19 protein-coding genes are annotated in these 23,689 nt (G+C 45.4%); 3 read left to right on the top strand and 16 right to left on the bottom strand.

Annotated elements, in window-relative coordinates:
* Positions 1-24 precede the first annotated feature (24 nt).
* From N2K84_RS11315 to N2K84_RS11260, 12 genes are all read right to left on the bottom strand, one after another.
* Positions 25-1,374 carry a sigma-54-dependent transcriptional regulator gene (locus N2K84_RS11315; RefSeq protein WP_282591925.1) on the bottom strand — a complete coding sequence of 450 codons (1,350 nt, stop codon included), beginning with the start codon at positions 1,372-1,374 and terminating at the stop codon, positions 25-27.
* Positions 1,375-1,463: 89 nt separating this feature from the next.
* A complete protein-coding gene (locus N2K84_RS11310) occupies positions 1,464-1,595 on the bottom strand; it encodes a hypothetical protein (RefSeq protein WP_282591924.1) in 132 nt (43 codons plus the stop codon).
* Positions 1,596-1,597: 2 nt separating this feature from the next.
* Entirely contained in the window at positions 1,598-2,080 is a 483-nt protein-coding gene (locus tag N2K84_RS11305) for a YciI family protein (protein WP_282591923.1), read from the bottom strand.
* 268 nt (positions 2,081-2,348) lie between these two features.
* Entirely contained in the window at positions 2,349-4,199 is a 1,851-nt protein-coding gene (locus N2K84_RS11300; protein ID WP_282591922.1) for a DUF4209 domain-containing protein, read from the bottom strand.
* A 243-nt stretch (positions 4,200-4,442) separates the two neighbouring features.
* Entirely contained in the window at positions 4,443-5,336 is an 894-nt protein-coding gene (locus N2K84_RS11295; protein WP_282591921.1) for a pentapeptide repeat-containing protein, read from the bottom strand.
* A gap of 32 nt (positions 5,337-5,368) precedes the next feature.
* Entirely contained in the window at positions 5,369-6,127 is a 759-nt protein-coding gene (locus N2K84_RS11290; RefSeq protein ID WP_282591920.1) for a hypothetical protein, read from the bottom strand.
* 33 nt (positions 6,128-6,160) lie between these two features.
* A complete protein-coding gene (locus N2K84_RS11285; RefSeq protein WP_282591919.1) occupies positions 6,161-6,640 on the bottom strand; it encodes a hypothetical protein in 480 nt (159 codons plus the stop codon).
* Positions 6,641-6,643: 3 nt separating this feature from the next.
* Positions 6,644-6,778 (bottom strand): hypothetical protein, encoded by a 135-nt coding sequence (locus tag N2K84_RS11280; protein ID WP_282591918.1) that lies wholly within the window; start codon positions 6,776-6,778, stop codon positions 6,644-6,646.
* Positions 6,779-7,132: 354 nt separating this feature from the next.
* Positions 7,133-10,858: a type ISP restriction/modification enzyme gene (locus tag N2K84_RS11275; RefSeq protein ID WP_282591917.1), complete on the bottom strand. Its 3,726-nt coding sequence runs from the start codon at positions 10,856-10,858 to the stop codon at positions 7,133-7,135.
* Positions 10,859-11,158: 300 nt separating this feature from the next.
* The gene (locus N2K84_RS11270) at positions 11,159-11,803 is read right to left on the bottom strand and encodes a response regulator transcription factor (RefSeq protein ID WP_282591916.1); all 645 of its coding nucleotides are present in this window, start codon (positions 11,801-11,803) and stop codon (positions 11,159-11,161) included.
* Positions 11,800-12,753, bottom strand: coding sequence for a sensor histidine kinase (locus N2K84_RS11265; protein WP_282591915.1), 954 nt, complete (start codon positions 12,751-12,753; stop codon positions 11,800-11,802). Before N2K84_RS11265 ends, N2K84_RS11270 begins: the two co-directional genes overlap by 4 nt.
* A 203-nt stretch (positions 12,754-12,956) precedes the next feature.
* Positions 12,957-13,265 carry a hypothetical protein gene (locus tag N2K84_RS11260; RefSeq protein WP_282591914.1) on the bottom strand — a complete coding sequence of 103 codons (309 nt, stop codon included), beginning with the start codon at positions 13,263-13,265 and terminating at the stop codon, positions 12,957-12,959.
* Between the two features lie 288 nt (positions 13,266-13,553).
* Between N2K84_RS11260 and N2K84_RS11255 the strand changes: the two genes are divergently transcribed.
* A complete protein-coding gene (locus tag N2K84_RS11255; protein ID WP_282591913.1) occupies positions 13,554-14,243 on the top strand; it encodes a hypothetical protein in 690 nt (229 codons plus the stop codon).
* A 527-nt stretch (positions 14,244-14,770) separates the two neighbouring features.
* Positions 14,771-15,235, top strand: a complete 465-nt coding sequence (gene tnpA / locus N2K84_RS11250; protein ID WP_282591912.1) for an IS200/IS605 family transposase — start codon at positions 14,771-14,773, stop codon at positions 15,233-15,235.
* A 218-nt stretch (positions 15,236-15,453) separates the two neighbouring features.
* On the opposite strand, the gene N2K84_RS11245 is transcribed toward tnpA, so the two are convergent.
* The 4 genes from N2K84_RS11245 to N2K84_RS11230 form a co-directional block, all read right to left on the bottom strand.
* Positions 15,454-16,920 (bottom strand): aminoacyl-histidine dipeptidase, encoded by a 1,467-nt coding sequence (locus tag N2K84_RS11245; protein ID WP_282591911.1) that lies wholly within the window; start codon positions 16,918-16,920, stop codon positions 15,454-15,456.
* A gap of 158 nt (positions 16,921-17,078) precedes the next feature.
* Complete coding sequence (locus N2K84_RS11240) at positions 17,079-18,482, bottom strand: MFS transporter (RefSeq protein WP_282591910.1); 1,404 nt, start codon at positions 18,480-18,482, stop codon at positions 17,079-17,081.
* A 227-nt stretch (positions 18,483-18,709) separates the two neighbouring features.
* The gene (locus tag N2K84_RS11235; protein WP_282591909.1) at positions 18,710-19,801 is read right to left on the bottom strand and encodes a DUF4831 family protein; all 1,092 of its coding nucleotides are present in this window, start codon (positions 19,799-19,801) and stop codon (positions 18,710-18,712) included.
* A gap of 123 nt (positions 19,802-19,924) precedes the next feature.
* On the bottom strand, positions 19,925-21,436 hold the full coding sequence (locus tag N2K84_RS11230) for an NAD(P)H-hydrate dehydratase (protein ID WP_282591908.1): 1,512 nt from the start codon (positions 21,434-21,436) through the stop codon (positions 19,925-19,927).
* A gap of 459 nt (positions 21,437-21,895) precedes the next feature.
* Here N2K84_RS11230 and N2K84_RS11225 point away from each other — a divergent pair, with 459 nt between their 5' ends.
* Entirely contained in the window at positions 21,896-23,563 is a 1,668-nt protein-coding gene (locus N2K84_RS11225; protein ID WP_282591907.1) for a peptide MFS transporter, read from the top strand.
* The last annotated feature ends 126 nt before the right edge of the window (positions 23,564-23,689 follow it).

The following is a 23,689-nucleotide window of genomic DNA, read 5'->3' as shown; positions in this document are numbered from 1 at the left end:
GGGGAGCATTACATTTTATTAGGATCAATCGGACAGGCCATACTGTTCGAGCTTGCGGTAGAGCGTTGGAACAGCAATGCCCAGTTTTTCGGCAGCTTTGGTTTTATTGCCGCCGGTATGTTGCAACATTCTCAGGATATGGGCCTTTTCGATACTTTCAAGCGTACCAAACTGGTCGGGTGTTACCCCGGCATCCGGCAGACGGATTTCCAGTGGAAGCAAATCGGGTGTCAGCTCGCTGCTGTCGGTCAGGATGACAGCCCGTTCAATCACGTTTTTCAACTCGCGGGTATTTCCCGGCCAATCGAAGGCATCCAGCTTTTGCAGAAACGCCGCAGACGGACCCGTAATTTTCTTCTTGGTTTTGGCGGCATAAATCTTCACAAAATAATCCACCAGCAAGGGAATATCATCTTTTCGTTCGCGCAGGGCCGGAATCTGGATTTTAAACACCGAAAGGCGGTAATACAAATCGTGCCTGAAGTTTTCCTGGCTTACCTCTTTCAGCAGGTCGCGATTGGTGGCCGCAATAATCCGCACATTCACTTTTGTGGGTCGGGTATCGCCAATGCGGGTAAATGTTTGCTCTTCGAGCACGCGCAACAGTTTGGCTTGCAGGTCGGGGTGCATTTCGCCAATCTCATCCAAAAACAGCGTGCCTTCGTTAGCCTCTTCAAACAAGCCCTTTTTATCGTACACCGCGCCGGTGAAGGACCCTTTGCGGTGACCGAAAATCTCGGATTCGAGCAGTTCTTTGGGAAAGGCGCTGCAATTGACGGCTACAAAAGGTTTGTTTCGCCGGGGACTTTCGTTGTGGATCGATTGGGCAAAGAGTTCCTTGCCGGTTCCGGTTTCCCCTTCCAGCAGAACAGTAGAATCCATCGGGGCCACTTTACGGGCCAGTTCCATGGCCTCCAGAATCGCTTTGGACTGTCCCAGAATGCGGTCGAAGCTGTACCGCGTTTCGAGCTTGTTTTCCAACTCAAAGATGCGCTGCTGCAACTTGGCCTTTTCAACCGCCTTTTCAACGGTTACAATAATCTGCTCATCGCCATCACCCTTGGTAATGTAATCAAAAGCCCCTTGCTTCATGGCAAACACGCCGTCGTGGATGGTGCCGTAGGCCGTCAGCAGGATAACTTCGGTGGCCGGATAATTTTGTTTGATCGTGGTCAGCAAATGAAGCCCGTTCAAATCGGGCAGCCTCACATCGCACACCACCAGCAGGATATCTTTTTCTTTTTCGAGGATTTTCAGTCCTTTCACCCCATTCTCGCTTTGAAAAACCTCGTAACCTTCCAACTCGATAATGCGCGAAAGCGCCTTCCGTAGCTGGTTTTCATCGTCAATCACCAAAATTTTCCCTTGTTTCATACCTGCAAAGTATACATTTTCTGTGGCAGTCCGTCAACAAAGATAAAACTTCAGATTCGGAATAGCAGGAGTAAGTTCGTGTTGTTCTGTCAGAAACTTACCATTTCAACGTGTTTGGCAACGTTCTGTTGCTTCACCATGTCCATCCATTGCCCCATGTTGCGCCTGCATTCCTGTGTTGGTTTTGTACCATTGGATGATGACGCTTTGACCATCATCATCTTTACGGTTTTGATTTCCAAATTTTGTCGGAAGAATGCAAGTATTCAGGAAGTGCAGCCGAACCATACCAGGTAAATATTTCATAGTCCAGCAGCCCGTTTTTTATGGCCGGGTCGGTTTGCAACAATTCGTTCGCCTCTTCGGTCGATTTTATATTATTCAAAATGAAGATGCCCCTGTAATTGTTTTCGTTCTTAGCCAAGGGTCCTGCTACGATGAGTTTACCAGCGTCAACCAACCGGTTAATGTTATCCATATGTCCCCTGAAACTTTCGCTAATACGTTCTTTGTCCGTCAGGGTAGCTGTTCCTGTTTTCAGAATAACCAAAAAATAATTTTTCATTCCATACTCGTCTGCGCCTAATTTGAGGGCTAATTCCTTGTCGTAATTTGGATTTGCAGTCAACGTGTCTTTTCCCGACTTCGATTGCCCAAAAGTGAAGTTGGCGACTATTGTCGCCAGGATGATTAACATGTATTTCATTGCCTTTATATTTTCGTTTCAGTGTTGTTTACCCTTACCCCGGCTCAACCGGATATGCAGAAAAGTCATTCAACGCGGCTTTATCGCCATCCTCTCTTTGTCGTTAAAAACGACCACCAGCTTCCTCCTCGTCACCGCTTCGCGAAGTCGAGGGGGAAGTTCGGATCACGACGCCGAACGAAGGGCAAGCGCCCCGGGCTTTAGTACAACCGGGAATAATCGCTGGCCGCGGCACGCCGCTCATATTACTATTTATTGTATGCTGGTTTTATCCTTTAGTATTAAAATCATATTTTCCTAATCTTAATAAAACAGTAATTAATAAAAACATTTTATCTGGATGATAGTCCTTTTCATTATAAAAGCAATGTGCAATATTGTTTCTTAAATTCAGTCCACCATTGTTGGAAAAAACGTAATCAAAAAGAAGCCTATCTTCTTCGTTAAAATATTGCCTTATTATTTCATTATCTATAATATCGTGTGCTAATGCTTCTTGAACGCCCTTTCTTTTTCCTTTACTTGTAGATACATTTAGCCTTTCACTAAAATTCCTAAATAATCCTTCAATTTTTAACGTTAAACTATCTATGCATAAAATGAAATTGGGGGTATAATATTTGCTTTCTCCCCAAGCTAAAATTTGATTATAAAATTCTACAATCGAAGGAACTATTTGATATATCCAATTAGATTCATTCAAATTACCTCCTAAGTCAGTTTTGACGTATGGTTTTCCAATCCAAGTGTTAATTGCTAAAAATCGAATAAGATTTTTTGCTGTAATATGTCCTGATTTGATGCCATTCACAAAGAAATAATGCAAGAAAGGTAAAAAGGTCTCATTAATTCTTTGTCCATATTCTTCTAAAATTTCTTTGTATTCTTTCTGTTCAGGGTCTTCTCTTGATATGTTTTTATTGTTGTCAAATTGAAGTGTAGTTACAAATTCAAGAAAACCTTTTTCTTTATTTTTTATGGCATTTTTAACATCATCTATTTTGGGGAAATATTTTCCTTGTGCAAGGTTAAGATAATTGAGTTCCGGTGGATTTTTTAATAGAGACAAAGCAAACTTTTTTATTTCATCTTGATTCTCTTTAAGTTTGGTAATGGTTTCCTCATCAAGGTCGATGCGATATTCATTAAGTTTAACTTTAGGCTTCAATTCAAAATATTGCTGTTCAACTACTTTCCTTTTCTCAAAATTGCCACTTTGCAAAAATGCTTCAATTGCAGCTCGGTAATAATCCAACTTAATCCAATACCTATCTTCTTCAACTTCTTTGTCCGCTAAACGCAAACAACTGTTCCCTTTTTCTTCATACCAAACTTTAACATCACTTTTAAGTTTTTGGGCAACCTTAATTGCAGTTGGTAAATGATAATTAACCAAATTGAAATCGTCAACATTTTTATTCGCAACATTAATTTGTTCTGTAAAAAATGGTAAGATATCTGTAAAGTCAATAGCCTTAAAAATTTTGGGATATTTAAGCATATCTTCAATTATTCCGTGCTTCGCCCAAAAATTCAAATCTTTCGATGATAAAAGTTGTCTTGTTATTTCTTTTGTTTCTTCAATATTTTGTTTGCACTCATTTACAACAGAGAATAAATTTTCAATAATGCGTCCAATTAAATAGGAATACTCTATTTCTTCCTCTAATTTTCTTATACATTCTTCGATTGCTGCGATATAATTGATTGAAGCATTCTTTGCATAAGTGTTATTTTTCTTTAGAATACTATGCCACAATAGTAAATTATATCTTGCTCTTAAATATGCGGATTCAGAATTAATTGCTCTATTTTTCAAATAATCAAAAGCAGTTATCTGATATTCATTCAATTGTGGATATTCTGATATTTCACCCACTTCTTTTCCATTGCTTGTAGAAAAAGAAAACAATCTACCTCCATAAAAATCAAACAAACTGGCTTCAACTTCCCATTGTATTTTTTGTTTTTCATCGTCTGAATTTGTCTTCTCTTTATAGTTTAAAAGAGGTTCTAGCAACTCGTGATTCCTCTTTAGCAACAATACATTTTTGTCGTACTCACTAAAGAAATCGTTTAGATTATCAAAGTTTTCTATATTGAAGCTGGATTTTCTCATTTGCAACTATTTAGCTTGCACAGCAGAGTAGAGCCTGACAGCCCGCTCAATGTTTATATTACGTAAATGTACAAATTATGCGTTGACTGCAGTGCCCCATGCATCAAACCGTACGTGAAGTTTTACCGGCTCAAAACCGGCTCATCCGGATTTACAGAAACATCATTCAACGCGGCTGAATCTAACGGCAATCCGTTCCAGCCAACCACCGAATTTCGCAGATCGGGAAGAGCCGGGGAGTTTTTACCCGGTCGGATTCTTCCAGCTTTTCAAATACTGGCACACGCGAAGCAATTCTTCTTCTATCTCGGTATCGTCCATTTCCGGATAAAGGTCGGTAGTGGGAAAACCATTATGTACTTCATCGAAAAACTCGGCCAGAGTTCCCCTGAATATTTTATTTTCATGTTCCTTCCAGGAATACGGTTTCCACCAAACGACATCCGAATCAATGGCATAAAGCACCTGACTATTATCATTAATCACTTCGGTAAATCTTTCCCTTTCCAGCAATTGAATATCCCTGACATTTGTGTTCCAAAAATATATGCAAGCCAGGTCTTCGATATCCATCTCACATGAATGCAACCGGCAATTCATGAAGAAAGTATCCTTTAGCCATTCATCCGTTTGTTTAGAATGAACAAAACGCATCGTATCGCCCGTGCAATTTTTGAAGATGGAACCGGAAAGACCGGTTGAGTTAAATACGCTTGAAAAAAACCCGCATTCGTAAAAACGGGCATCAGACAAGCTGCTACTCAGAATAAAACTGTTATTGAATTGACAATCCGAGAAATGCACCTTTGCCGATTTACTGTCTGCGAGATGAAAGTCCCGAAGTGTTGTTTTCCGGAATTTGGAAGAACTTAGATCGCATGAATGAAGGTACAGCCCGGTTACGGTGCAATCCTGAAATTCATTTTTTTTCATCGAACAATTCAGAAACGAAACTCCTGTCAAACTGGCCCCATTCCAGGTTACCTCATCCAGGCTTTCCGACTCCACCCGAAGGCCGGTCAAATCCAGATTTAAAGCAATGGCTTCGCGAAGTACGGAGCGATAATCCGGAAAAAGCTCGGACTGCTCCAACTCGTATAAGACCTTATTTTTATCATTAAGCAATTGAATCTTCATGTAATAGTTTTTGTTTTATTCGTAAAAGCGGATCAGCCTTTCAGGTCGGCAAAATCATCGTAAAATGCAAGCGGATATTTTCCTTTGGGCAAAAGCTTTCGCTGTTTCATAAAATCCGAAACATGAAGCGTAGTATCTTTAAACTTTGTATTCAGCTCACTAACGATAGTTTCCCAATCATAAAAATCAACTGCCAAGCCAGCTGTTTCTCCCTGGTCGTCGAGATAAACAGCCTCTGAAACATCCATGCAGGAAAAAAATTGAAAAACATCCTTTCGATGTTTATACATGGCCGTATTATAAATATGGTCCCAGCTACCGGTTTGGTCTTCCATGAATGCATTGCAAAACGACCACCAGCGCGGGTAAAAGTAGTTGAAGTCATTATGAAAAGTATTATTGAAGATGACTCCCCAGTTGTAATCATTTTCCCAATCGCGTAGCTCAAAACAAATATTATTCATCGCCTCGATGATTTCCCGTTGAATGTAATCCAGCTTAAAACACGGCAAATCGTATATGTTGTTCCCTTGTTTTTTAATAAGCTGATGAATCGGAAAATATTCGTCGGTAAGCCAAATAGTTGTACAAGCATCAGGATAAATGATTTCTCCCAATTGAACAAGCTCCCAACTTGCCTTACGGTATTTGCCATCCGGATTATAATCGAACTTATCATTGTAGCCATATTTTATACTGACTTCTAATGACTTTGATAGTGTTATAGCCAACGCTTCCAGACTGCTGGTGTCCAGATTGTGCTTTCCGATAATTCGTACATCGTGTCCCATAAGAGTTGGTTTGTTGTGTTTATCATCGCTGAATCAGAAAACACCTTTGTAGAAATTCTTACAATACTGCCGGTATTTGGTTACCATTTCCGGTTTTAAGTCGAAGTTCGCACAGTTTTCCAACGTCCGGTTCGACTGGCTTGTCAATTCTTTTTCAACCAGCAAGTCGGCATAAGAAATGCACTGGATATCCGTTTTCGAGACAATGATAAACCACGCATTTTTATAGGGGAATACTTCTGGTTTTGCAAGCTTAAAACAACCATCTTTCCTGTATTTAACCTCTACGTAATCCAGTCTGCCGGTTGCAGCATGTTGTACCACAAAGTCGGGCATATTACGTATTTCGCTGGCGATAGCGTCTCCCAAACCTTTCATCTTTTCCAAAATCGACGGTAGGATTTTTTCCATCCCGTAATCGAACACATTATAACCCGAATCGATAAACAAGCCTTTGATGATGGTTTCGGCAATGTTGCCTTTAATCTTTTGGTATTGAAAGTTGTGTTCCATAAATTAAACTCCTGATTTCTCTTTTTCCTTTTCAGACGATTGAACAATTGCTCCTAATTTGATTTCAAAATATTTTTTCCACCGCAACCATCCTGCCCAATAGCGCTTTAGATAAATCCCTTTCAATTCAACCAACATCTTGGGAGCGTCTTTTTGATAGCCATTCCGAAAATACACATAATCATAAAGCCGAAAACTCCGGTCAGGATTCATTAGTTTTTTTATCCAAAAGTCCTTGTATTCCCTGTATTCCGAAGTTTTTGAACCATCTCGAATCTGCTCGAAAGGGTCCTTCTTTAGGGTAAGATATAAAGTATTGTTTGTTGGCATCTTGCTATCTGTAATAGGTCGAAGTCGATACTGACCTCTTCCAACCTCCTTTGAGTGACCCCTCCAACCTCCCCAAAGGGGAGGCTAAAAGTCCCCTTCGGGGATTTAGGGGTCACAACAAGAAAATTTGCATTCATCTTTTACGATTTCTTCGATCATCTTCTATTCAATTTCAACCCCATCAATCTTCTGCATCAATCGATGGGTTTCGCTCAAGGCAACAATAATTTTTTGGTAGTGCATGATGTCCTCGAAGCTGAGGGTTCGGCCCTTGCGGTCTTTCAACCATTTTTGGGCGGGCTGGTAACCTCCAATGTAGAACTCCCAAGCCGACAGCGGCACATCGGCAAAGTATTGTTGCTCGTTGATGTACACGGCTCCCAAATAATCGGGATATTCGATGTTGCCGTTTTCATCGGGGATTACATTGTCGTAATCGTGAAGTACAAATTTTACTTTCTCTACCACATTGGTTCCGTTTTCCGGGTATTGGGTTATGTAATTCTCTACCACAGGGCTTTCCAGTAAATGAATTTTCCGGATTTGGCCTCCCAAGGCAACCAATTGCCAAAAAGTACCAGCATCCTTCGGGTACGGTACCCGCGGGAAATCAATTTTCAGAAATTCTTTGTATTTCGCACGATAGGCGGGCGAATGCAATACCGCATAAATGTAATCCAGGAGATCGATGGGGGCAAAAACACCAGCCCCGGCGACCTCCGAAGAGACCTCCCCCGGCCCCTCCAAAGGAGGGGAGTAAGAGCTATCTGGTCGGTTATCAAGTGCTTGCTTAATTTTTTCGGCTACCAATGCCGGGTTGGTCAGAACTTCTTCGTTGGTAAAGCGGATAACTTCATAATCTAACTCGTTCAGGCGGAGGGTTCGCAACTCGTCGTATTCTTTTTGGCGGAGGTGAATCTTTCCGTCAATTTCAATGACCAGTTTTTTGCGTAAACAAACAAAATCGGTGATGAAATCATCAATCACATGTTGACGCCTGATTTTATGCCCCGTTTTTTTATTTCGCAGATATTCCCAGATTACTTTTTCGGCTTCGGTTGGGTTATCCATCAACTCTTCCCGCATTTCTTTAATGAACCGGTACGTGAGCGGGTTCGCCGTTATATAGCCAGGATCGTTATTACCAGATGAGTGACCATGCGTATTAATCGTGCTCTTCAAAGTCTCCCCATTGGGGAGATTTAGAGGGGTCAGCGGAGCCTCCGCCACAAACCGCAATCCCAATCGCTTCGAAATCGCCGATACAATCTCGGGATTCAGGTTGGGGGTGCGAATTTGATTTCCGATTGTAGATTGGGCTTCGTCATTATAGAGATATAGAGGGAAGATATTGGAACCATCTTTTATTTCAACAAAAAGTGCTGGTGCTGGTTTTACAGTTATTATTGCATGTTGCCATCCATCCATCTTTGTTTGCCTAACAACATTGAGACAATAATTCTGTTTCCCCTGCACATGAAGTTTCAACTCTTTCCTTGGATAATCCATAGCAACATCAGAAAAATATCCAAATCGGTTATCAAAAGGACGATATGCCAGTTCAATAACATCATCTTTCCAATTCATATTTTTTCGCAGCTTTTCTCTTGCCGCTTCTAATTTCCAATCTCGATTGTCAGTCAATTCATACTTTTCTCTCAACAAACTGTCGCTTAATTCAATATTTCGGAAATCATTTATTCTTGATGTAATCCCATTGGAATCAAAGTCTATTGCGAATTTATCTCGATGCGTTTGAAAACCTAAAACATTTGTTTTCATCAAACTGACAAGTGAAAATCCTTCATCATAAACATTCTGCGTTTGATAGTCTTTCTTAATGAAGAAATAATTCGGAGAAATATTTTCCAACTCGCAATAAGGCACCAAAGCAATTGAATTCTTCCATAAAAATTCATATTTCTCCTCTCGCTTGCCATACAGGTCGTAATGCAAGACCTGCCCCAACTCGTTTGCTTTCTTTTGCCCTGTTTTCACCAAGATATTAATCGATACCCCTTGCATAATATCAAACACATTCTCGTCGGGCGAACCATCAGGGCAAACTTCTTTTTTCTTGCTGTTTCCGTGTAAATCGATGGTAAATATCTTGTCGTAGGTTTTTAGCAAATTCCAGCGCATGCCCCTGAAAGTTGGGTTATCCAAAAAACCATGCGGGTTGATGAACGCTAAAACACCGCTTCCGTTTTTCTCAATATAATGCTGTCCGTAGCGAAGAAATTTCACATAGTCGTCGTTTATCCATTTGGGGTTACGCTCTTTCAATTTCAACTTTCCACCCGGTTCCCTTTTATAATCTTCCATCAACTCCATAATCCACTTTCCTTTGTTGGCACTTTCGCCCGAGTACGGCGGGTTTCCAATCACTACCATCACGGGGGTATCGCGTTTAATGTGGTTGGCTTCGTTGGCTTCGGCGCTCAACCAGTTCGAGAATAGGGTACCGGTATCGGGGTGGTGTTCTTCGAGCGAGTTGGTGAGGTAAATGTTGAATCGTTGGTTTTTGGTCGATCGGTAACCGGTTTCGGTGAGCAGCATGTCCAGTTTCAGGTGAGCCATGGCATACGAGGCCATCAGCAACTCGAAACCATTGAGGCGCGGAATCAGGTGTTCGTCCACATAACTGCTCCAGGCACCCTGCATGGCCGCAAACTTTTTGTGGTAAATAAACTTTACCACCTCGGCCAAAAAGGTGCCGGTTCCGGTTGCCGGGTCGAGGATTTGTACTTTGTGTACCTCCTGTTCCACCTCTTTATAGCCCGAAGCAGTTCGTTTATCGGCTGTTTGGGTACGCAGTTTAATTTTGGTTTTCGAGGTATCGGCCAGTCCCTGCGCCAAGTCAAATTCAGTTTTCAAAATATCGTCGACCGCGCGAACAATAAAGTTCACCACGGGTTCGGGCGTGTACCACACCCCGCGCGATTTACGCAAGCGGGGATCGTATTCGGCCAGAAAGGTCTCGTAAAAATGGATAATCGGGTCGTTGGTTTGGGTTGCTTTCCCGAAGTTACGCAGCAAGGCATTGACATTGGTTGCCCGGAATACCTCGGCCAGGTTGTCAACCGTGCGTTTGATGCGTTCGTCAATATCGGGCCCGGCCACATAGGCAAACAGTTTTTTCAGGAATGGGTTGGTTTTGGGTATCAGCTCGGCAGCCTCGTAGCGGCTAAAGTCGTCGAGCGAGCTGTCGTGCAGCCGGGCGGCAAACATACCGTAAGCCAGTGTTTGCGCATAAATATCGGCAAAGCTTTTGGGGTCAAGGTCGTGAATGAGGATACTTTTGAAGGTTTCGTATTGATCGCGGAGCGAGCTGTTTTCGGCGCTTTCTTCGTCGGATGTGAGCGCCCGCTCCAAAATATTTTGCAACAAGCGGGCTTTGGCCGCCATCATCCCGGCTAGTTTGCGCGACGAACGAATGGTTTGCCCAACGTAGGTGCAAAACTCATTCATCAGGTTAGCGAATGTCTCGAAATTGGCGGGCAAAGCTTTAAGCGTATTTCCATCAATTTCGGCAATCCGGATTTCGTGTACCAGCTCGCCCTCTTTGAAAAACTGAAACCAGAGATAATCGGTAATAATCAGGTTGTCGAGCGCCGATTTGTAGCGGGTGAATTGCTCTTTGTATTGTTTGCTGTTGAGGTCTTTCCCCAGGTCTTTGGCTTCGATATAACCAACGGGTATTTTTCCTTTTGTGATTACATAGTCGGGGTTGCCGCAGTCGGTTAGGTTGGCCGGTTCGTTGGTTATTTCAACACCTTTTACGAGTTTGCGGATGAGGGTTTCCAAATCGCCCCGGTAGGAATGTTCGCGTGAAATGCCGGCCTGGTATCGTTTATTTACTTGTTCGAGGTATTCTACTATATTCATTGGAGGTTTTTTGGTAGCCTAAATGTAATTAGAAAAGTCAAATTAACAGTATAGTTGCCCAATAAATTGTTTTGGGCATGGAGTGGCCGGAGACACTGATCCACAAAATAGTGAAATCAGTTACTGACATACTCGGCTCATCCGGATGTGCAGGAAAGTCATTCAACTTGGCTGGATCCCATCCTCCCGTTGTCGTTAAAAGCGACCACCAGCTTCCTCCTCGTCACCGCTTCGCTAAGACGAGGAGGAGTTCGGGACATATGGTCTTCCTTTTCTTCCGGAAAACTACACAAGCTGATCTTATTGTACCGAAAAATATCCGTTCCTGATGGCATACAGCACCAGCTCCACCGCGTTTTTCGACCTGGTTTTCTCCAGCAGGTTTTCGCGGTGCTTGTCAACCGTTCGTTTGCTGATTTGCAGTTTCTCCGAAATCACGGCGTTGGACAGCCCCTGGCAAATGTATTGCAATACCTCGGCCTCGCGCCCGGTAATTTCATGGCCGACTTTCTTTGTCTTATCGGCAGACATCTGCCTGACCAACCGTTGAAGGACTTCCTGCGAGAAGTAGTTATTTCCCGTGGCCACTTGTTCAATCGCTCTTTTCACTTCCGCAAAGCCGGAATTTTTCAGCAAAAAGCCGTTGGCGCCCGATTCCACCATACTGGCACAATAATTTTCGTCGGAATACATGGTGAGGGTAATAATTTTCAACCCGGGGCAGGTTTCGCGGGCCAGCCGGGCGGCCTGTATCCCGTTCATGCCAGGCATTTCAATATCCAGCAAAGCCAAATCGACCGAATGTTGTTTCAACCCTTCGAGAAACTCATGGCCATTTGCGGCCTCATAAACCTCCCCGACAAAGTCGAGCCCCGAGAGCAGAAACCTCAACCCCTCGCGGAACAGCGCATGGTCGTCAACCAGGTAGATGGATAGCTTTTTCATTTCAGCGGGAATATGAGTTGAATGGAAAAACCTTCACCGGGAGCTGTGCGCAGCTGATAGTTGCCGTTTAACGACTTCACCCGCGAAAAAATATTCTCCAGTCCCATACCGCGAGGCAGGCTTGCTTCATCGTGACTATCCATGTCGAAGCCACAGCCGTCATCCGAGTAGAACAACCGCAAATCAGGTCCAGGCTGATCAATTTCAATCCGAATGTGGTTTGGACGGGCATGTTTCACGCTATTGGCCAGCAACTCCGAAACAATCCGGTACAAGCTGATTTCCAGTTCTTCCTCCCACCGCTCAGCTTCCTTCTTCGTGATCAGCTCAACCGCGATACCGTGACTGGCCGTCAGCTGATCACTCATGGCCGCAATTGCCTTGACCAACCCGTAATTTTGCAGCACATGAGGGCTAAGGTTGTTCGAGATCTCTTTCAGCGAAGCGATGGCCTCGTCGGTTACCCGGCACGAACGCCCGATGATTTCCCGGTTTTTGACGTCCAGCGTGTCCGCATCAATGGCGCTCAGGTACATTTTCACCGACGAAAGCAGCGGCCCCAGGCCATCGTGCAGGTCGGCGGCAAAGGTGCGGCGCGCCTTTTCTTCGGCCTGCATCACCGCCGAGAGCACCTTGCTTTCGTTTTCCCGTTTCAGCTGATCGATCCGCTCTTGCAGTGTAAATAGTTGCCGGATAAAAACCACGCCCACGAACATGAGGATGGAAATCAGCACGCCAATCCAGCTGTTCAGGTCGGTTTGGGTGAACAGGCGGCTGTCCCAAAAGTGCACCGAAAAGTCGAACAGGCGCCTGACGGCCATCAGCACCAGCCCAAGCGAAATAAGCACCCAGGTGATGTTGAAGCGGGTGCGGCGCACCAAACTGACCGCCAGCACGGTTGCCCCCAACTGGAACAACATGGATATCACGATGGCAATTTTCAGGAGCATAACTGCGGAATGGTTAATGGATATCAAAGCTAGGGAAAAATGGGGAGAATTAAAGAAGTTAAAAGAACAGTTGATCCTGAACCGGTGACTCCATGTCGCCCCTGCCCGACCCCTGATTTGAACGAAGCGGCAGCCAGGGGTTCGCTGTTGCAAGTTGGAATTTCTTGTTTACGGAAAGTTAAGAACGAAAAATGAGTGGGTATTCACCTGGTGACTTCAGTCACCAGGTGAATAAGAGCTTTGTCGATGCAAAAGCAGGACCGCAAGGGGAACCGGGGCAAAACCGGGTTGCCGGTTGCCTTGAACAGGCCGCCCATCAACCGGAGAATGACGCCCCGTAGCCAGACGAACCCGCCCAATCGCCAGACGATGCCGCTCAGTCGCCAGACGAACTCAGCTACCCGCCAGACGATGCCGCCGAGCAGCCAGACGAACTCGCCGTGGCGCCAGACGAAGTCGGCGAATGCCAAGAAGTCAGTCCGAAAGAGCCAGACAAACTCGCTGACTGACATGGAGTCAGTCTGGAGGAGCCAGAAGAACTTGCCGAGGCGCCAGATGATAGTGCGGAGGTGCCGGATCGAAAAAAGACGTCAATTAAAAAATAGATCATCTGTTCGCCCTCAAAAACCAGTATCTTAGGGAGTGAAAAAGAGCCAATAGCGGGCACAGGAATCAGTTCAAGGAATATATTTCATTACTCTGGCGACAAATAAGAAATGTATTTATCTATTAACGACATATAGCCGCTACAACGCATTTTGACAAATACTTATAATTTAATAACCATAACAAACTTACACATGAAAAAATTAATTTTTATGACCATTGCCCTCATTACTATTAATTCGTATGCTCAAGACCAGTTAAATGAATTGACATTTGAGGATTGCCAAAATTCATCAGTATTTGAAAATATTAAAAACAATACACAAATTCTAAAATATATAGCTGCTGACGGCTCTGTTTTAGAACTCGGCGATACTCTTGTTATTGGAATGCCTTCTGGAAGTATTACTTCAACAACTGCAATTGGTGCTGCAAATACAGTAGGTGCTGCAAAAGCCCGTTCAAGAACTCAAAATAGTTTTACTACTTTAATAATGGGAAGACCTGCTGGGGTTGGAAGCATAGTGAATGCAATGGCCGGCGAAGCCCCGGAGAATGCAAGTGGCGCTATGCAAGGCGAATTAGTGGTAATTTCAGAAATGAAAGTGAGCCATAAAGGAAGTAAAAAGAAGCCTCTTGCCCTAACAATACTTTTAGGAGAACCTAATGGTAGGGCATTTGGAATTAATAAATATATGTCGGTTGTGGATTTTGAGAAATCTGTATTGGCTGGTGAAATTAAAAATTTGCATGCTCCTTTAACACGAGAAGAAGCCATTGCTAAATTAAAAGAATCCAAGGACTTACTAGACTTAGGCTTATTAGAGCAATCAGACTACGAGGCGATTAAACAAGAATTGACTCCAGTTATTATGAATAAGTAAAAAACCGTCGTGGCCACGTTAAAAATCAAAACAACCATTTCTCCACTAGCATAGTACTGTGCCCCCGTGTCTTGCTTTGAAAAAGCAAACGTTTGCCGGAGTGGGTAAGGAACCAATTACAACCCGGCGACAGCGTTGGGGGGCGCCGGAGGGTGAGCGAAAGGCTCCCGATTGATCCAGTCAGGCAGCCAGGCAAATTGATGCCGGAGGCATCCTATGCTTATAGAAAGAAAGGATGTCTGAGCGATATTCGACCCCGGACGGGGTCGCACCTTTGCTGCATGCGCCAATTCTATAAACATCCAAACCCTCCGGGTTTGTAACCCCGCTATTCAGGATATATCGAAAGCTGGAGGCGGTTGGACCAGATATGATTGATGCCGGAGGCATCGCATGTTTATAGGAAGAGGTGATAATTGAGATCGATTCGACCCCGGATGGGGTCGCATCTTTGCTGCATGAGCCGATTCTATAAACATGTAAACCCTCCGGGTTTAATGAATGAAAGCGACCTAAAACCAAACCATATGGCTGACACATTCTCGCAAATTTACATTCAGGTAGTTTTTGCCGTGCAAAATCGCAATGCCCTCATCCATCCCGGTTGGGAAGAAGAACTCTACAAATACATAAGCGGAATCACCCAAAACAAAGGGCAGAAAATGCTTGCAATCAATGGCACATCCAATCATATTCATTTCTTCATAGGCATGAAGCCAACCTGTTGCCTGTCTGATCTGGTGCGTGAAATAAAAAAATCGTCCAATACTTTCATTAAAGAAAAGCGATTTACGAACCACCAATTCAAATGGCAGGAAGGGTTTGGGGCTTTCTCATATGGCCATTCACAATTAACCGATGTCATCCAGTATATTGACCGACAGAAGGACCACCACCGAAAAAAGACTTTTAAAGAAGAATATCTGGCATTTTTGAAGGCGTTTGAAATTGAATTTAAGGATGAATATTTATTTGAATGGATTGATGATTAATTATTTATCTTTTTTAGTGCCGCAGGCATCCCATGTTTATAGGAAGAGGTGATAATTGAGATCGATTCGACCCCGGATGGGTCGCACCTTTGCGGGGTACCCTAATTCTATAAAACATGTAAACCTTCCGGGTTTGGAAGAAGACCAATCGTGCCCGAAGATGCCGGAGGCGTTAAAAATGGTAGAGGGCCCCTCATTCAGAGAAGCCCTCTACCGGTTTATTTCGCGGGGATGTTTTTCAGGGTTTCCACCAGGAAGTTCCAGAATTTGCCGACGGTGGCAATGTTCACTTTTTCGTCGGGTGAGTGCGGGAAGCGGATGGTGGGGCCAAACGAGATCATGTCCCAATGCGGGTAGGTGCCGCCCAGGATGCCGCATTCCAACCCGGCATGGATCGCTTTTATTTCGGGAACTTTGCCATACTTTTCGTGATAAACCGACTGCATGGTTTTCAGGATAGGCGAATCCATGTTGGGTTTCCAGCCCGGGTAGGCGCCGGTCATTTTCACCTGGGCGCCAGCCAGGGTAAACACGGCTTCAATCCGGCGGGCCAGCTCTTCTTTGACCGAATCCACCGAACTGCGCATCAGGCTAGCCAAGGTAACGGTTTTGGTAGCCGGGTCCGACTTTACAATGGCCAGGTTGGAGGAGGTTTCCACCAGCCCCGGCATGCTATCGCTCATGCGGATGACACCATTAGGACAAGCCATCACCCCTTTGGAGAGGTTCACCTGGGTAGTTTCATCGATCAAGACAGCAGGCATTTCGGTTTCAACCAGTACCATTTTCATATCGGGTTCGGTAGCCAACAATTCTTTTTTCACCAAGGCAAATTCTGCTTCCAGCGCACTTTTCAGGGCAGCTACGTTTTCAGCAGCAACAGTGATCACGCCAAATGCCTCGCGCGGAATGGCGTTACGCAAACTGCCGCCGTCGATAGCTGCCAGCCGGACTCCGGTTTTGCGGTGGGCTTCATCCAGCAACCGGAAAAACACCTTGTTGGCGTTGCCGCGCTGCAAAATGATATCCATGCCCGAGTGGCCGCCTTTCAATCCGGTAATATCCAGTTTAAAGGCCGTTGAACCGGCCGGAACAGCAACCTCGGAATAGGTGAATTTCACATTGGCATCTTCTCCGCCAGCGCACCCCACATACAGTTCGCCTTCATCTTCAGAGTCGGTATTGAGCAGAATTTCGCCCTGCAACACACCGGCTTTCAGGCCTTCGGCCCCATCCATACCGGTTTCTTCGGTGGCGGTAAACAACGCTTCAACCGGGCCATGCACCAGGTCCTTCGAAGCCAGCACCGTCATGGCGGCCGCCACGCCAATGCCGTTGTCGGCGCCCAGCGTGGTTCCGTTGGCGGTTACCCATTCGCCATCCACAAAAGCTTCAATCGGGTCGTTCGCAAAGTCGTGCGTTTTGTCGCTGTTTTTCTGCGGTACCATGTCCAGGTGACCTTGCAAAATCACCCCTTTCCGGTTCTCCATTCCGGGCGTGGCCGGTTTGCGGATGATAATATTTCCAGCCTCATCTTTGATGGTTTCCAACCCAAGTCCTTTTCCAAACTGGTAGATAAAGTCCTGAATCCGTTCTTCATGTTTCGACGGACGTGGGATTCGCGTCAGCTGATAAAAGTTTTCCCACAGCGCTTGTGGTTCCAAGTTACAAATTTCGTTGCTCATTACGTTTTTATTTTATGAATGATTATTCCGTCAGAATTCCCTAAAAATACAATTTTACCCCCCAACTTGTTCTGACATTCGTCAGCCGAAACAAAAAGCCCCGCATCCAGAGTAAATGCGGGGCCGGTTTCATTCCAGAATATTTTTTCTTTTTTGAGTTACTTCGCCTCAACGCCGGATGGCAGCTCCAAGCCATACTTATTTTGCTTGTCGGCACGCAACAGCATAAAGGCCAGGAAAATCGAAATCACCCCGCAAATGACCAACGTCAGGATGGGGATGGTATAATCGTACATTTTTTCTCCGGCTTTGATAGCAGCCAGGTCAGCGCGGTTCACGAAGTCGAGCAGGGCGCCAATCCCCCAAAAGAAAAGGCCGAGCCCCCAGTTTTGAATGGTGAACATCGATGAATAAGCTGTTCCCAATCGGTTTTCGGCCACTATTTTAGCTACCGAAGGCCACATGGCGGCAGGCACCAGGGCAAAAGCAACTCCCAGCGAAACCAGTCCGAGATAGCCCAGCGTAACACTGTTGAAAAGCGAGAGCGAAACGTGGGCAAAAATCAGCAGGAAAGCCCCCAGGATCATCAGCGAAGCAGCTTTACCTTTTTTATCGACAATAGAACCGAAAATGGGCGTGAACAAGATGGTTCCCAGCGGAATCAATCCGGTAACTTTGGGGCCGTTGTGGAATATGGCGCCAATCTTTTCAAATAAAGTCATCGACGACAAATCGGGCAACTGGTAGGTGAACCCAAACTTATTCACCAGCAAGTCGGGTGCATACTGAATGAAGGGAAATACCGCCGAATAGAAAGCCACACACAGCAAGGTGATGTAGATAAACCCTTTGTTGGTGGCCAGTTTTACCAAATCGCTGAACTTGAAATCCTCCTCGGGCTCACCACCTTCTTTTTTATTGGCATTCACCTGCTTGTCCAGGCGAATGTCGAAAATCAGGTAAGCCAGGAAGAGAATAAAACCGAAACCGATCAGCGAGGCGGCAAAAGCAACGGCCGGGGCCACATGCCCGCCACCGATCTCAACCGAGAAAGCGGTTCCGAACGCGGTACCAAAACGCCCGAAAGCCACGTTAATGGCCATGGCCAGCGCCAGCTCATATCCTTTAAACCACTTTACAGTGGTGCGGGTCACAATCACACAAATCGACTCCAGTCCAATCCCGAACAACATACGCCCGGCCATCATAAACTTCATCATTGTACCGGGATCATCGCCAAAAACGCCGTAGGTGGCCATTGCCGTGATGGATGCGCCCAGCGAAGCCACAATCCCAAAAACTACCCCGGCCACGCGGATTCCCCATTTGTCCAGGATAATGCCGCCCACCATGATCATCCCAACCATGTTGGCCCAGGTGGTGGAACTGATAATCAAGCCAAACTGGCTACTGTTGATCCCCAGCTCCGACATCATCAGGCCTTTCAGCCCCGACATGAAATCCTGAAACCAGTAAGTTCCGAACATGAACATAGAGATAATCACCAAAACAAGCCACCGGATGGCTGCCGAATCTTTTAACGTCTTTTTAATCGCATCCATAATAAAATGATCAGTATTTGTAAGTTTTTGATTGAAGCCCGTAAAAATAAGAAAATCAGGCAGCCTGCCAACTGACAGAAATCAAAAAAGAAGCTGTCCAAAAAGTTAAGGTACAAGTCATCCCGAATTTATTTCGGGATCTGTCCCCGGTTGATTGAGATCCTGAAATAAATTCAGGATGACAGCTCCCGGGGACCCCTCTACTTTTTGGACAGCTTAATTGGCTGTTATTTCAAGAGAATACTTTTTATTCCGCCTGTTTTCGGGTGGAAAACGATTTGATGGATTCCGTCAAGCAGTTCCTCCGGAAGTGGCGTAACGGTGCCGAACTGGGCAATGTCGGCCCGGGTAACGGCCATCAGGTTGATGCCGTTCTGGATGCGGATCTCCGCTTTGCCCGGAATACGGTAAAACACGCCGCTTACCCCCTCAACCTGCGATTTTTGCTTTTCCTGCGCCGATGCCAGGTCTTCCAGCTTTTTCAGATCCACCACAATGGGCTTCCCGCTCAGGTCGGTTTTGGGCAACACGCCTTTGGTTTCGGAAAAGCGGAACACCACTTCGCCCGACACGGAGTTTTCGCCCGGGATGAAATCAAAACAATAGTCGAACGATTTTTTAAAGGTTTTGCCTGCAAACAGCGCCACATATTCGGCTTCCAGTTTTCCAAGCTCATCCACCATCAGTTCGTAAGCACGCCCGTCGGGCAATTGCTCTTCATAGGCATTGGCCAGCGATTTAAACCGGCGCTTGCGCAACTTGGTGATGGTATGGGCAGCTTCCTGTGCCTTTTCTTCCAGCGATTTAACAATCAACACCGTTCTGCTGGCTGAGTCCGGTTTTTCGAAAAACGGGTTCAATGACAAATCCAGAAACGGATATTCCGGTGTTTTTGTATCGGCCAGAAAAGTTGATACCGCAGCTGTTTCCTCTTCACTGTCCACCTCTTTGTTGATGCCGGCCAGCACACCCGACGAGGTCAGGCTTACCAGGGCGGCACCTTTTCCCTTCGCTTTGTGCACCTGTTGCGGGTCGGCCTCGCTGAAGGTTTCGATGCGGATATCGTTTATGGTCCAGCTCTCCCGGTCCGACGAAGCGGCATCTTTCAGTCCCAGCATGGCTTCGGCATACTGAAAATACGGGCCGTGGAAGAATTTTTCCTGCGTTGCTTTCACATAAACACGGATGCCGGTGCGCGGCAGACTATAAATAATCCCGTCAGTCAAAACCAAGGCCGTTGATTCGTCCTTGGAACGTTGGGCAAAAATACTTAGGCTGGCAAACAGTAAAATAAAAGTTAAAACGTATCTGGTTTTCATGTTTAATTGTTTTTTGTGATTGGTTTCAAAATTAATGAATGTAGGGGCAAAAGCTGACAATTTCGGCTAAAATAACGGTCGAACGGCAAAAGTCCCGTTCCTAAAACCGGAAAGAAGCTTGTTTTATTTTGTGAGTTCCAAAAATGCTTTCCCGAAATGGTCAATCAAATCGCCTGCAATCAGCGCTTCCTGTCCATACTGCTTCATGGCCAGGTCGCCGGCCAGCCCATGCAGGTAAACACCCAGCAAAGCGGCTTCTTCCGGGGAATAGGGTTGGGCCAGCAAGCCCAGGATCAGTCCGGTGAGCACATCGCCGCTACCGGCAGTAGCCATCCCCGGGTTACCGGTCGTATTAAAATATACCTGTCCATTTGGAAAAGTAATACACGTATGGGCCCCTTTCAACACGACAATTACTCCGTGATTTTTAGAAAACCATTGCTGTAACAGCAAGCGCGACCAGGAGTCGGCAGTTTCGCCGGCCAGCCGTTCAAACTCTTTGGGGTGCGGCGTGAGGATGCTGTTTTTCGGAAGCAGCCCGTACCAATCTTCATGCTGAGAAAGAATGTTCAGCGCGTCGGCATCGAGCACCAGCTTTTGAGGATTAGCCAACAGAAGTTCTTTCAGCGCCCGCTGAGAGTTGGATTTGCAGCCCAGGCCGGGCCCCACTCCTACGGCCGAAAATGACTTCAGATCGGGAAACTCGGTAAACATCAGATCCGAAGCATCGATTGAGCACATAGCCTCGGGCACGCAACTTTGGATGAAACCATACCCCGTGTGCGGAACATGACTGGTGAGCAAGCCGGTGCCCCCGCGCAAACAAGCTTTTGAAGCCAGCACGGCAGCTCCCATTTTGCCATACGAGCCGGCAATCAGCAGGGCATGACCGTAAGTGCCTTTATGCGAAAACTTGCCCCTCGGGCGGATGAGCGATGTGATATATTTATCGGTTAAAAAATGAAACGGAGTTCGCATGGTAGAAATCGCCTCCGGGTGCAAACCAATAGGCAGCACTTCCCAGTCGCCCAGCAACTGTTCGTGTTCCGGGAAAAAGAAGCTCAACTTGGGAAACTGAAAGGTGAGCGTGTGGCTGGCCCGGATTACTTTCGACAGGTCGTTCTGCGAATTATCCTCGCCGAACAGGCCGCTGGGAATATCGACAGCAACCACCATTGCCCCCCGGTCATTAATCCGTACCACCAAGCTTTCCGCCAGCCCGTCAAGCGGACGGGTCAGGCCCGAACCAAACAGTCCATCGATCACCACGGCATCAGCGGGTATTTCGGGGAAGTCCGCCTCCGAAGCAATTTTAACCAGTTTCACCTTTCCTTGCTCTACCAGCCGCTGCCAGTTGATGGCCGGTGAGCCTTTCAGCCCTTTGCCAAAATCGAGCAAATAGACTTCGCAGGAATAATCGCAGTCCGCCATCTGACGGGCGATAGACAAAGCATCGCCCCCATTGTTGCCCGGCCCAACAAAAAAGAGTAGCTTCCGCTCGTTCGACAAGCGATGAATCAGCCAGTTAACCAGCTGCAACGAAGCCCGCTCCATCAAATCGATATCAGCAATGGGTTCATTCTGAATGGTATATTGATCAATTTCAGCAATCTGTTTGGTGGTAAAAATCTTCATATCCGGCATTTTTATACCGAATTTACGAAAAACTATCTTTCCCGACCTGATATCAGGGAAATCGCTTTTAGGAATTAAATGCCATTCTTCCTATTAGAAGATGTTAAACTGCTCTTTTAAGGTCGTCACCACCCGCCCGGCCACGGCATGCCGTGGCCTTACACGCCGGATAAAATCCGAAACGTCCTAAACCGGGAAAGCCAGGTACGGTCACGACACGTCGTGACCAACATGCCATAGCCCCGTGGAAAGCCCAGATTAACTTATCCTGCACCTACCGGAAATGCCTCAGGCATTGGAAGCTTTTGAGGCACATGTGCATGGAAAGGGTGAACTATATTTTAAAAGCGATTTCCCTGGACCTGATATTTATCAAACTTGCAAAGCCAAAAAGTTGACTATATTTGCCAGTCTTGCAAAACTTTACAACAAAAAATTTACTAATTAAAAAGATCAATTATGCTGAAAGGACATCCCAAGGGGCTATTGGTGGCATTTTTTGCCAACATGGGCGAACGCTTTGGTTACTACACCATGTTAGCCATTTTTGTGCTTTACCTACAAGCCAAGTTTGGCTTTTCAACAGCCGAAGCCGGTGGTATCTACGGTGGCTTCCTGTTTGGAATTTATTTTCTCCCGCTACTGGGTGGTTATATTGCCGACAACGTTTTAGGCTATGGCAAAACCATTACTTTGGGAACCGTCGTCATGTTTCTGGGCTATCTTCTACTGGCAATGCCGGGAATGGGAATCGCCATGGTTTATTCAGCATTGGCTGTCATTTCGCTTGGGACAGGCTTCTTCAAAGGAAACCTGCAGGCGCTGGTTGGAAACCTGTACGACGATCCGAAATATAGTGCCAACCGGGATAATGCCTTCAACATTTTTTACATGGGTATTAATATTGGTGCCTTTTTCGCACCATCGGCTGCCGAAGCAATTGGCAACTGGGTGTTAAAAGGTAAAAATTTCACTTACGATTCTTCAATCCCTCACTTAGCTCATCAATACTTGGATGGCAAGCTGGAAGATGTTTCGAGACTTACAGAACTTGCAAAAGCACAAATGGGTGCCAACTTTACAGACCTGGCTTCTTTCAGCAAAGATTATATCGACACATTGGGGCAATCATACAATGCAGGATTTGCCGTAGCAGCAGCCAGTATGGTTATTTCATTCCTGATTTTTATCGGATTCAGAAAATACTACAAACATGCAGACATCACGGAGAAACAAAAAGCAAAATCGGCTGAACACAAGGATAAGCTTGTGGTATTAACTCCTCAACAGACAAAAGAACGACTGATTGCTTTAGGCTTGGTTTTCTTTGTTGTTATTTTCTTCTGGATGGCTTTCCACCAAAATGGTTTTACCATGACCATTTTTGCCCGTGACTATACCCAGTTGGGACATGTGAAACCTAGTACTTATGTGCTGTTTGACCTAAGCCAGTTATTACCTATTCTTTTTGCAATTATTGGCTCAATTCTGTTGATCTCCGGAAAATCAGGAAGAACAAAATTAATTGGTGGTGCCGTAACTCTTGCCGGAGCTGCACTCGCTTATTATACAATTTCATCATTCAGTGGCGACTACACCATCACACCACAAAAATTCCAGCAGTTTAACCCGATCTTCATCGTGTTCCTGACTCCGGTAATTATTGGAATTTTCACTTGGCTGCGGAACAAAGGGAAAGAGCCCTCGGCACCTAAAAAAATTGGTATTGGTATGGTGATCACTGCCATTGGATTTGGTTTATTGATTACTGCTTCAATGGGATTAACATCTCCCGGACAGCTAAATGGTGGCGTTTCCGAAAATCTGGTTTCACCCTATTGGTTGATTAACTGCTACCTGGTATTAACTGTTGCTGAATTATTCCTGAGCCCTATCGGGATTTCATTTGTATCGAAAGTTGCTCCACCAAAATACAAAGGTCTGGCACAAGGCGGCTGGCTGGGTGCTACAGCATTTGGGAACCTGGCTGCCGGCTTAATCGGTATTCTCTGGGATAAAATTGAGTTGTGGCAATTTTTCGCCATTCTGGTTGTGATGTGTGTTTTGTCTGCCGGATTTATCTTCGGAATTCTGAAAAGATTGGAACAAGCAACAAACAACGCCTAAATAATATTTTTCCGAATAAAAAGGAGCAGCCACTTGGGTGCTCCTTTTTGTTTTTAAACCTATCCCTTTAACATCAAAACAGTTAATGCCGCTATTCCGAAAAATGGCTAAATTGTATATTTCAAA

The sequence above is a fragment of the Gaoshiqia sediminis genome, from assembly GCF_025907915.1.
Classification (GTDB): domain Bacteria; phylum Bacteroidota; class Bacteroidia; order Bacteroidales; family Prolixibacteraceae; genus Gaoshiqia; species Gaoshiqia sediminis.
The sequence above is the reverse complement of the archived record's forward strand: the minus strand, read 5'-3'. Positions and strand labels throughout refer to the sequence as shown.

Excerpts from the sequence above, each read along its gene's own strand:
- N2K84_RS11265 (WP_282591915.1), bottom strand. The coding sequence starts at position 12,753 with ATGCTCCTGAAAATTGCCATCGTGATATCCATGTTGTTCCAGTTGGGG.
- tnpA (WP_282591912.1), top strand. The coding sequence starts at position 14,771 with ATGGCTGACACATTCTCGCAAATTTACATTCAGGTAGTTTTTGCCGTG.
- N2K84_RS11270 (WP_282591916.1), bottom strand. The coding sequence starts at position 11,803 with ATGAAAAAGCTATCCATCTACCTGGTTGACGACCATGCGCTGTTCCGC.
- N2K84_RS11255 (WP_282591913.1), top strand. The coding sequence starts at position 13,554 with ATGAAAAAATTAATTTTTATGACCATTGCCCTCATTACTATTAATTCG.
- N2K84_RS11300 (WP_282591922.1), bottom strand. The coding sequence starts at position 4,199 with ATGAGAAAATCCAGCTTCAATATAGAAAACTTTGATAATCTAAACGAT.
- N2K84_RS11290 (WP_282591920.1), bottom strand. The coding sequence starts at position 6,127 with ATGGGACACGATGTACGAATTATCGGAAAGCACAATCTGGACACCAGC.
- N2K84_RS11280 (WP_282591918.1), bottom strand. The coding sequence starts at position 6,778 with ATGTTGGTTGAATTGAAAGGGATTTATCTAAAGCGCTATTGGGCAGGA.
- N2K84_RS11260 (WP_282591914.1), bottom strand. The coding sequence starts at position 13,265 with ATGTCAGTCAGCGAGTTTGTCTGGCTCTTTCGGACTGACTTCTTGGCA.
- N2K84_RS11240 (WP_282591910.1), bottom strand. The coding sequence starts at position 18,482 with ATGGATGCGATTAAAAAGACGTTAAAAGATTCGGCAGCCATCCGGTGG.
- N2K84_RS11275 (WP_282591917.1), bottom strand. The coding sequence starts at position 10,858 with ATGAATATAGTAGAATACCTCGAACAAGTAAATAAACGATACCAGGCC.
- N2K84_RS11225 (WP_282591907.1), top strand. The coding sequence starts at position 21,896 with ATGCTGAAAGGACATCCCAAGGGGCTATTGGTGGCATTTTTTGCCAAC.
- N2K84_RS11305 (WP_282591923.1), bottom strand. The coding sequence starts at position 2,080 with ATGAAATACATGTTAATCATCCTGGCGACAATAGTCGCCAACTTCACT.
- N2K84_RS11295 (WP_282591921.1), bottom strand. The coding sequence starts at position 5,336 with ATGAAGATTCAATTGCTTAATGATAAAAATAAGGTCTTATACGAGTTG.
- N2K84_RS11230 (WP_282591908.1), bottom strand. The coding sequence starts at position 21,436 with ATGAAGATTTTTACCACCAAACAGATTGCTGAAATTGATCAATATACC.
- N2K84_RS11310 (WP_282591924.1), bottom strand. The coding sequence starts at position 1,595 with ATGATGATGGTCAAAGCGTCATCATCCAATGGTACAAAACCAACACAG.
- N2K84_RS11285 (WP_282591919.1), bottom strand. The coding sequence starts at position 6,640 with ATGGAACACAACTTTCAATACCAAAAGATTAAAGGCAACATTGCCGAA.
- N2K84_RS11315 (WP_282591925.1), bottom strand. The coding sequence starts at position 1,374 with ATGAAACAAGGGAAAATTTTGGTGATTGACGATGAAAACCAGCTACGG.
- N2K84_RS11235 (WP_282591909.1), bottom strand. The coding sequence starts at position 19,801 with ATGAAAACCAGATACGTTTTAACTTTTATTTTACTGTTTGCCAGCCTA.
- N2K84_RS11245 (WP_282591911.1), bottom strand. The coding sequence starts at position 16,920 with ATGAGCAACGAAATTTGTAACTTGGAACCACAAGCGCTGTGGGAAAAC.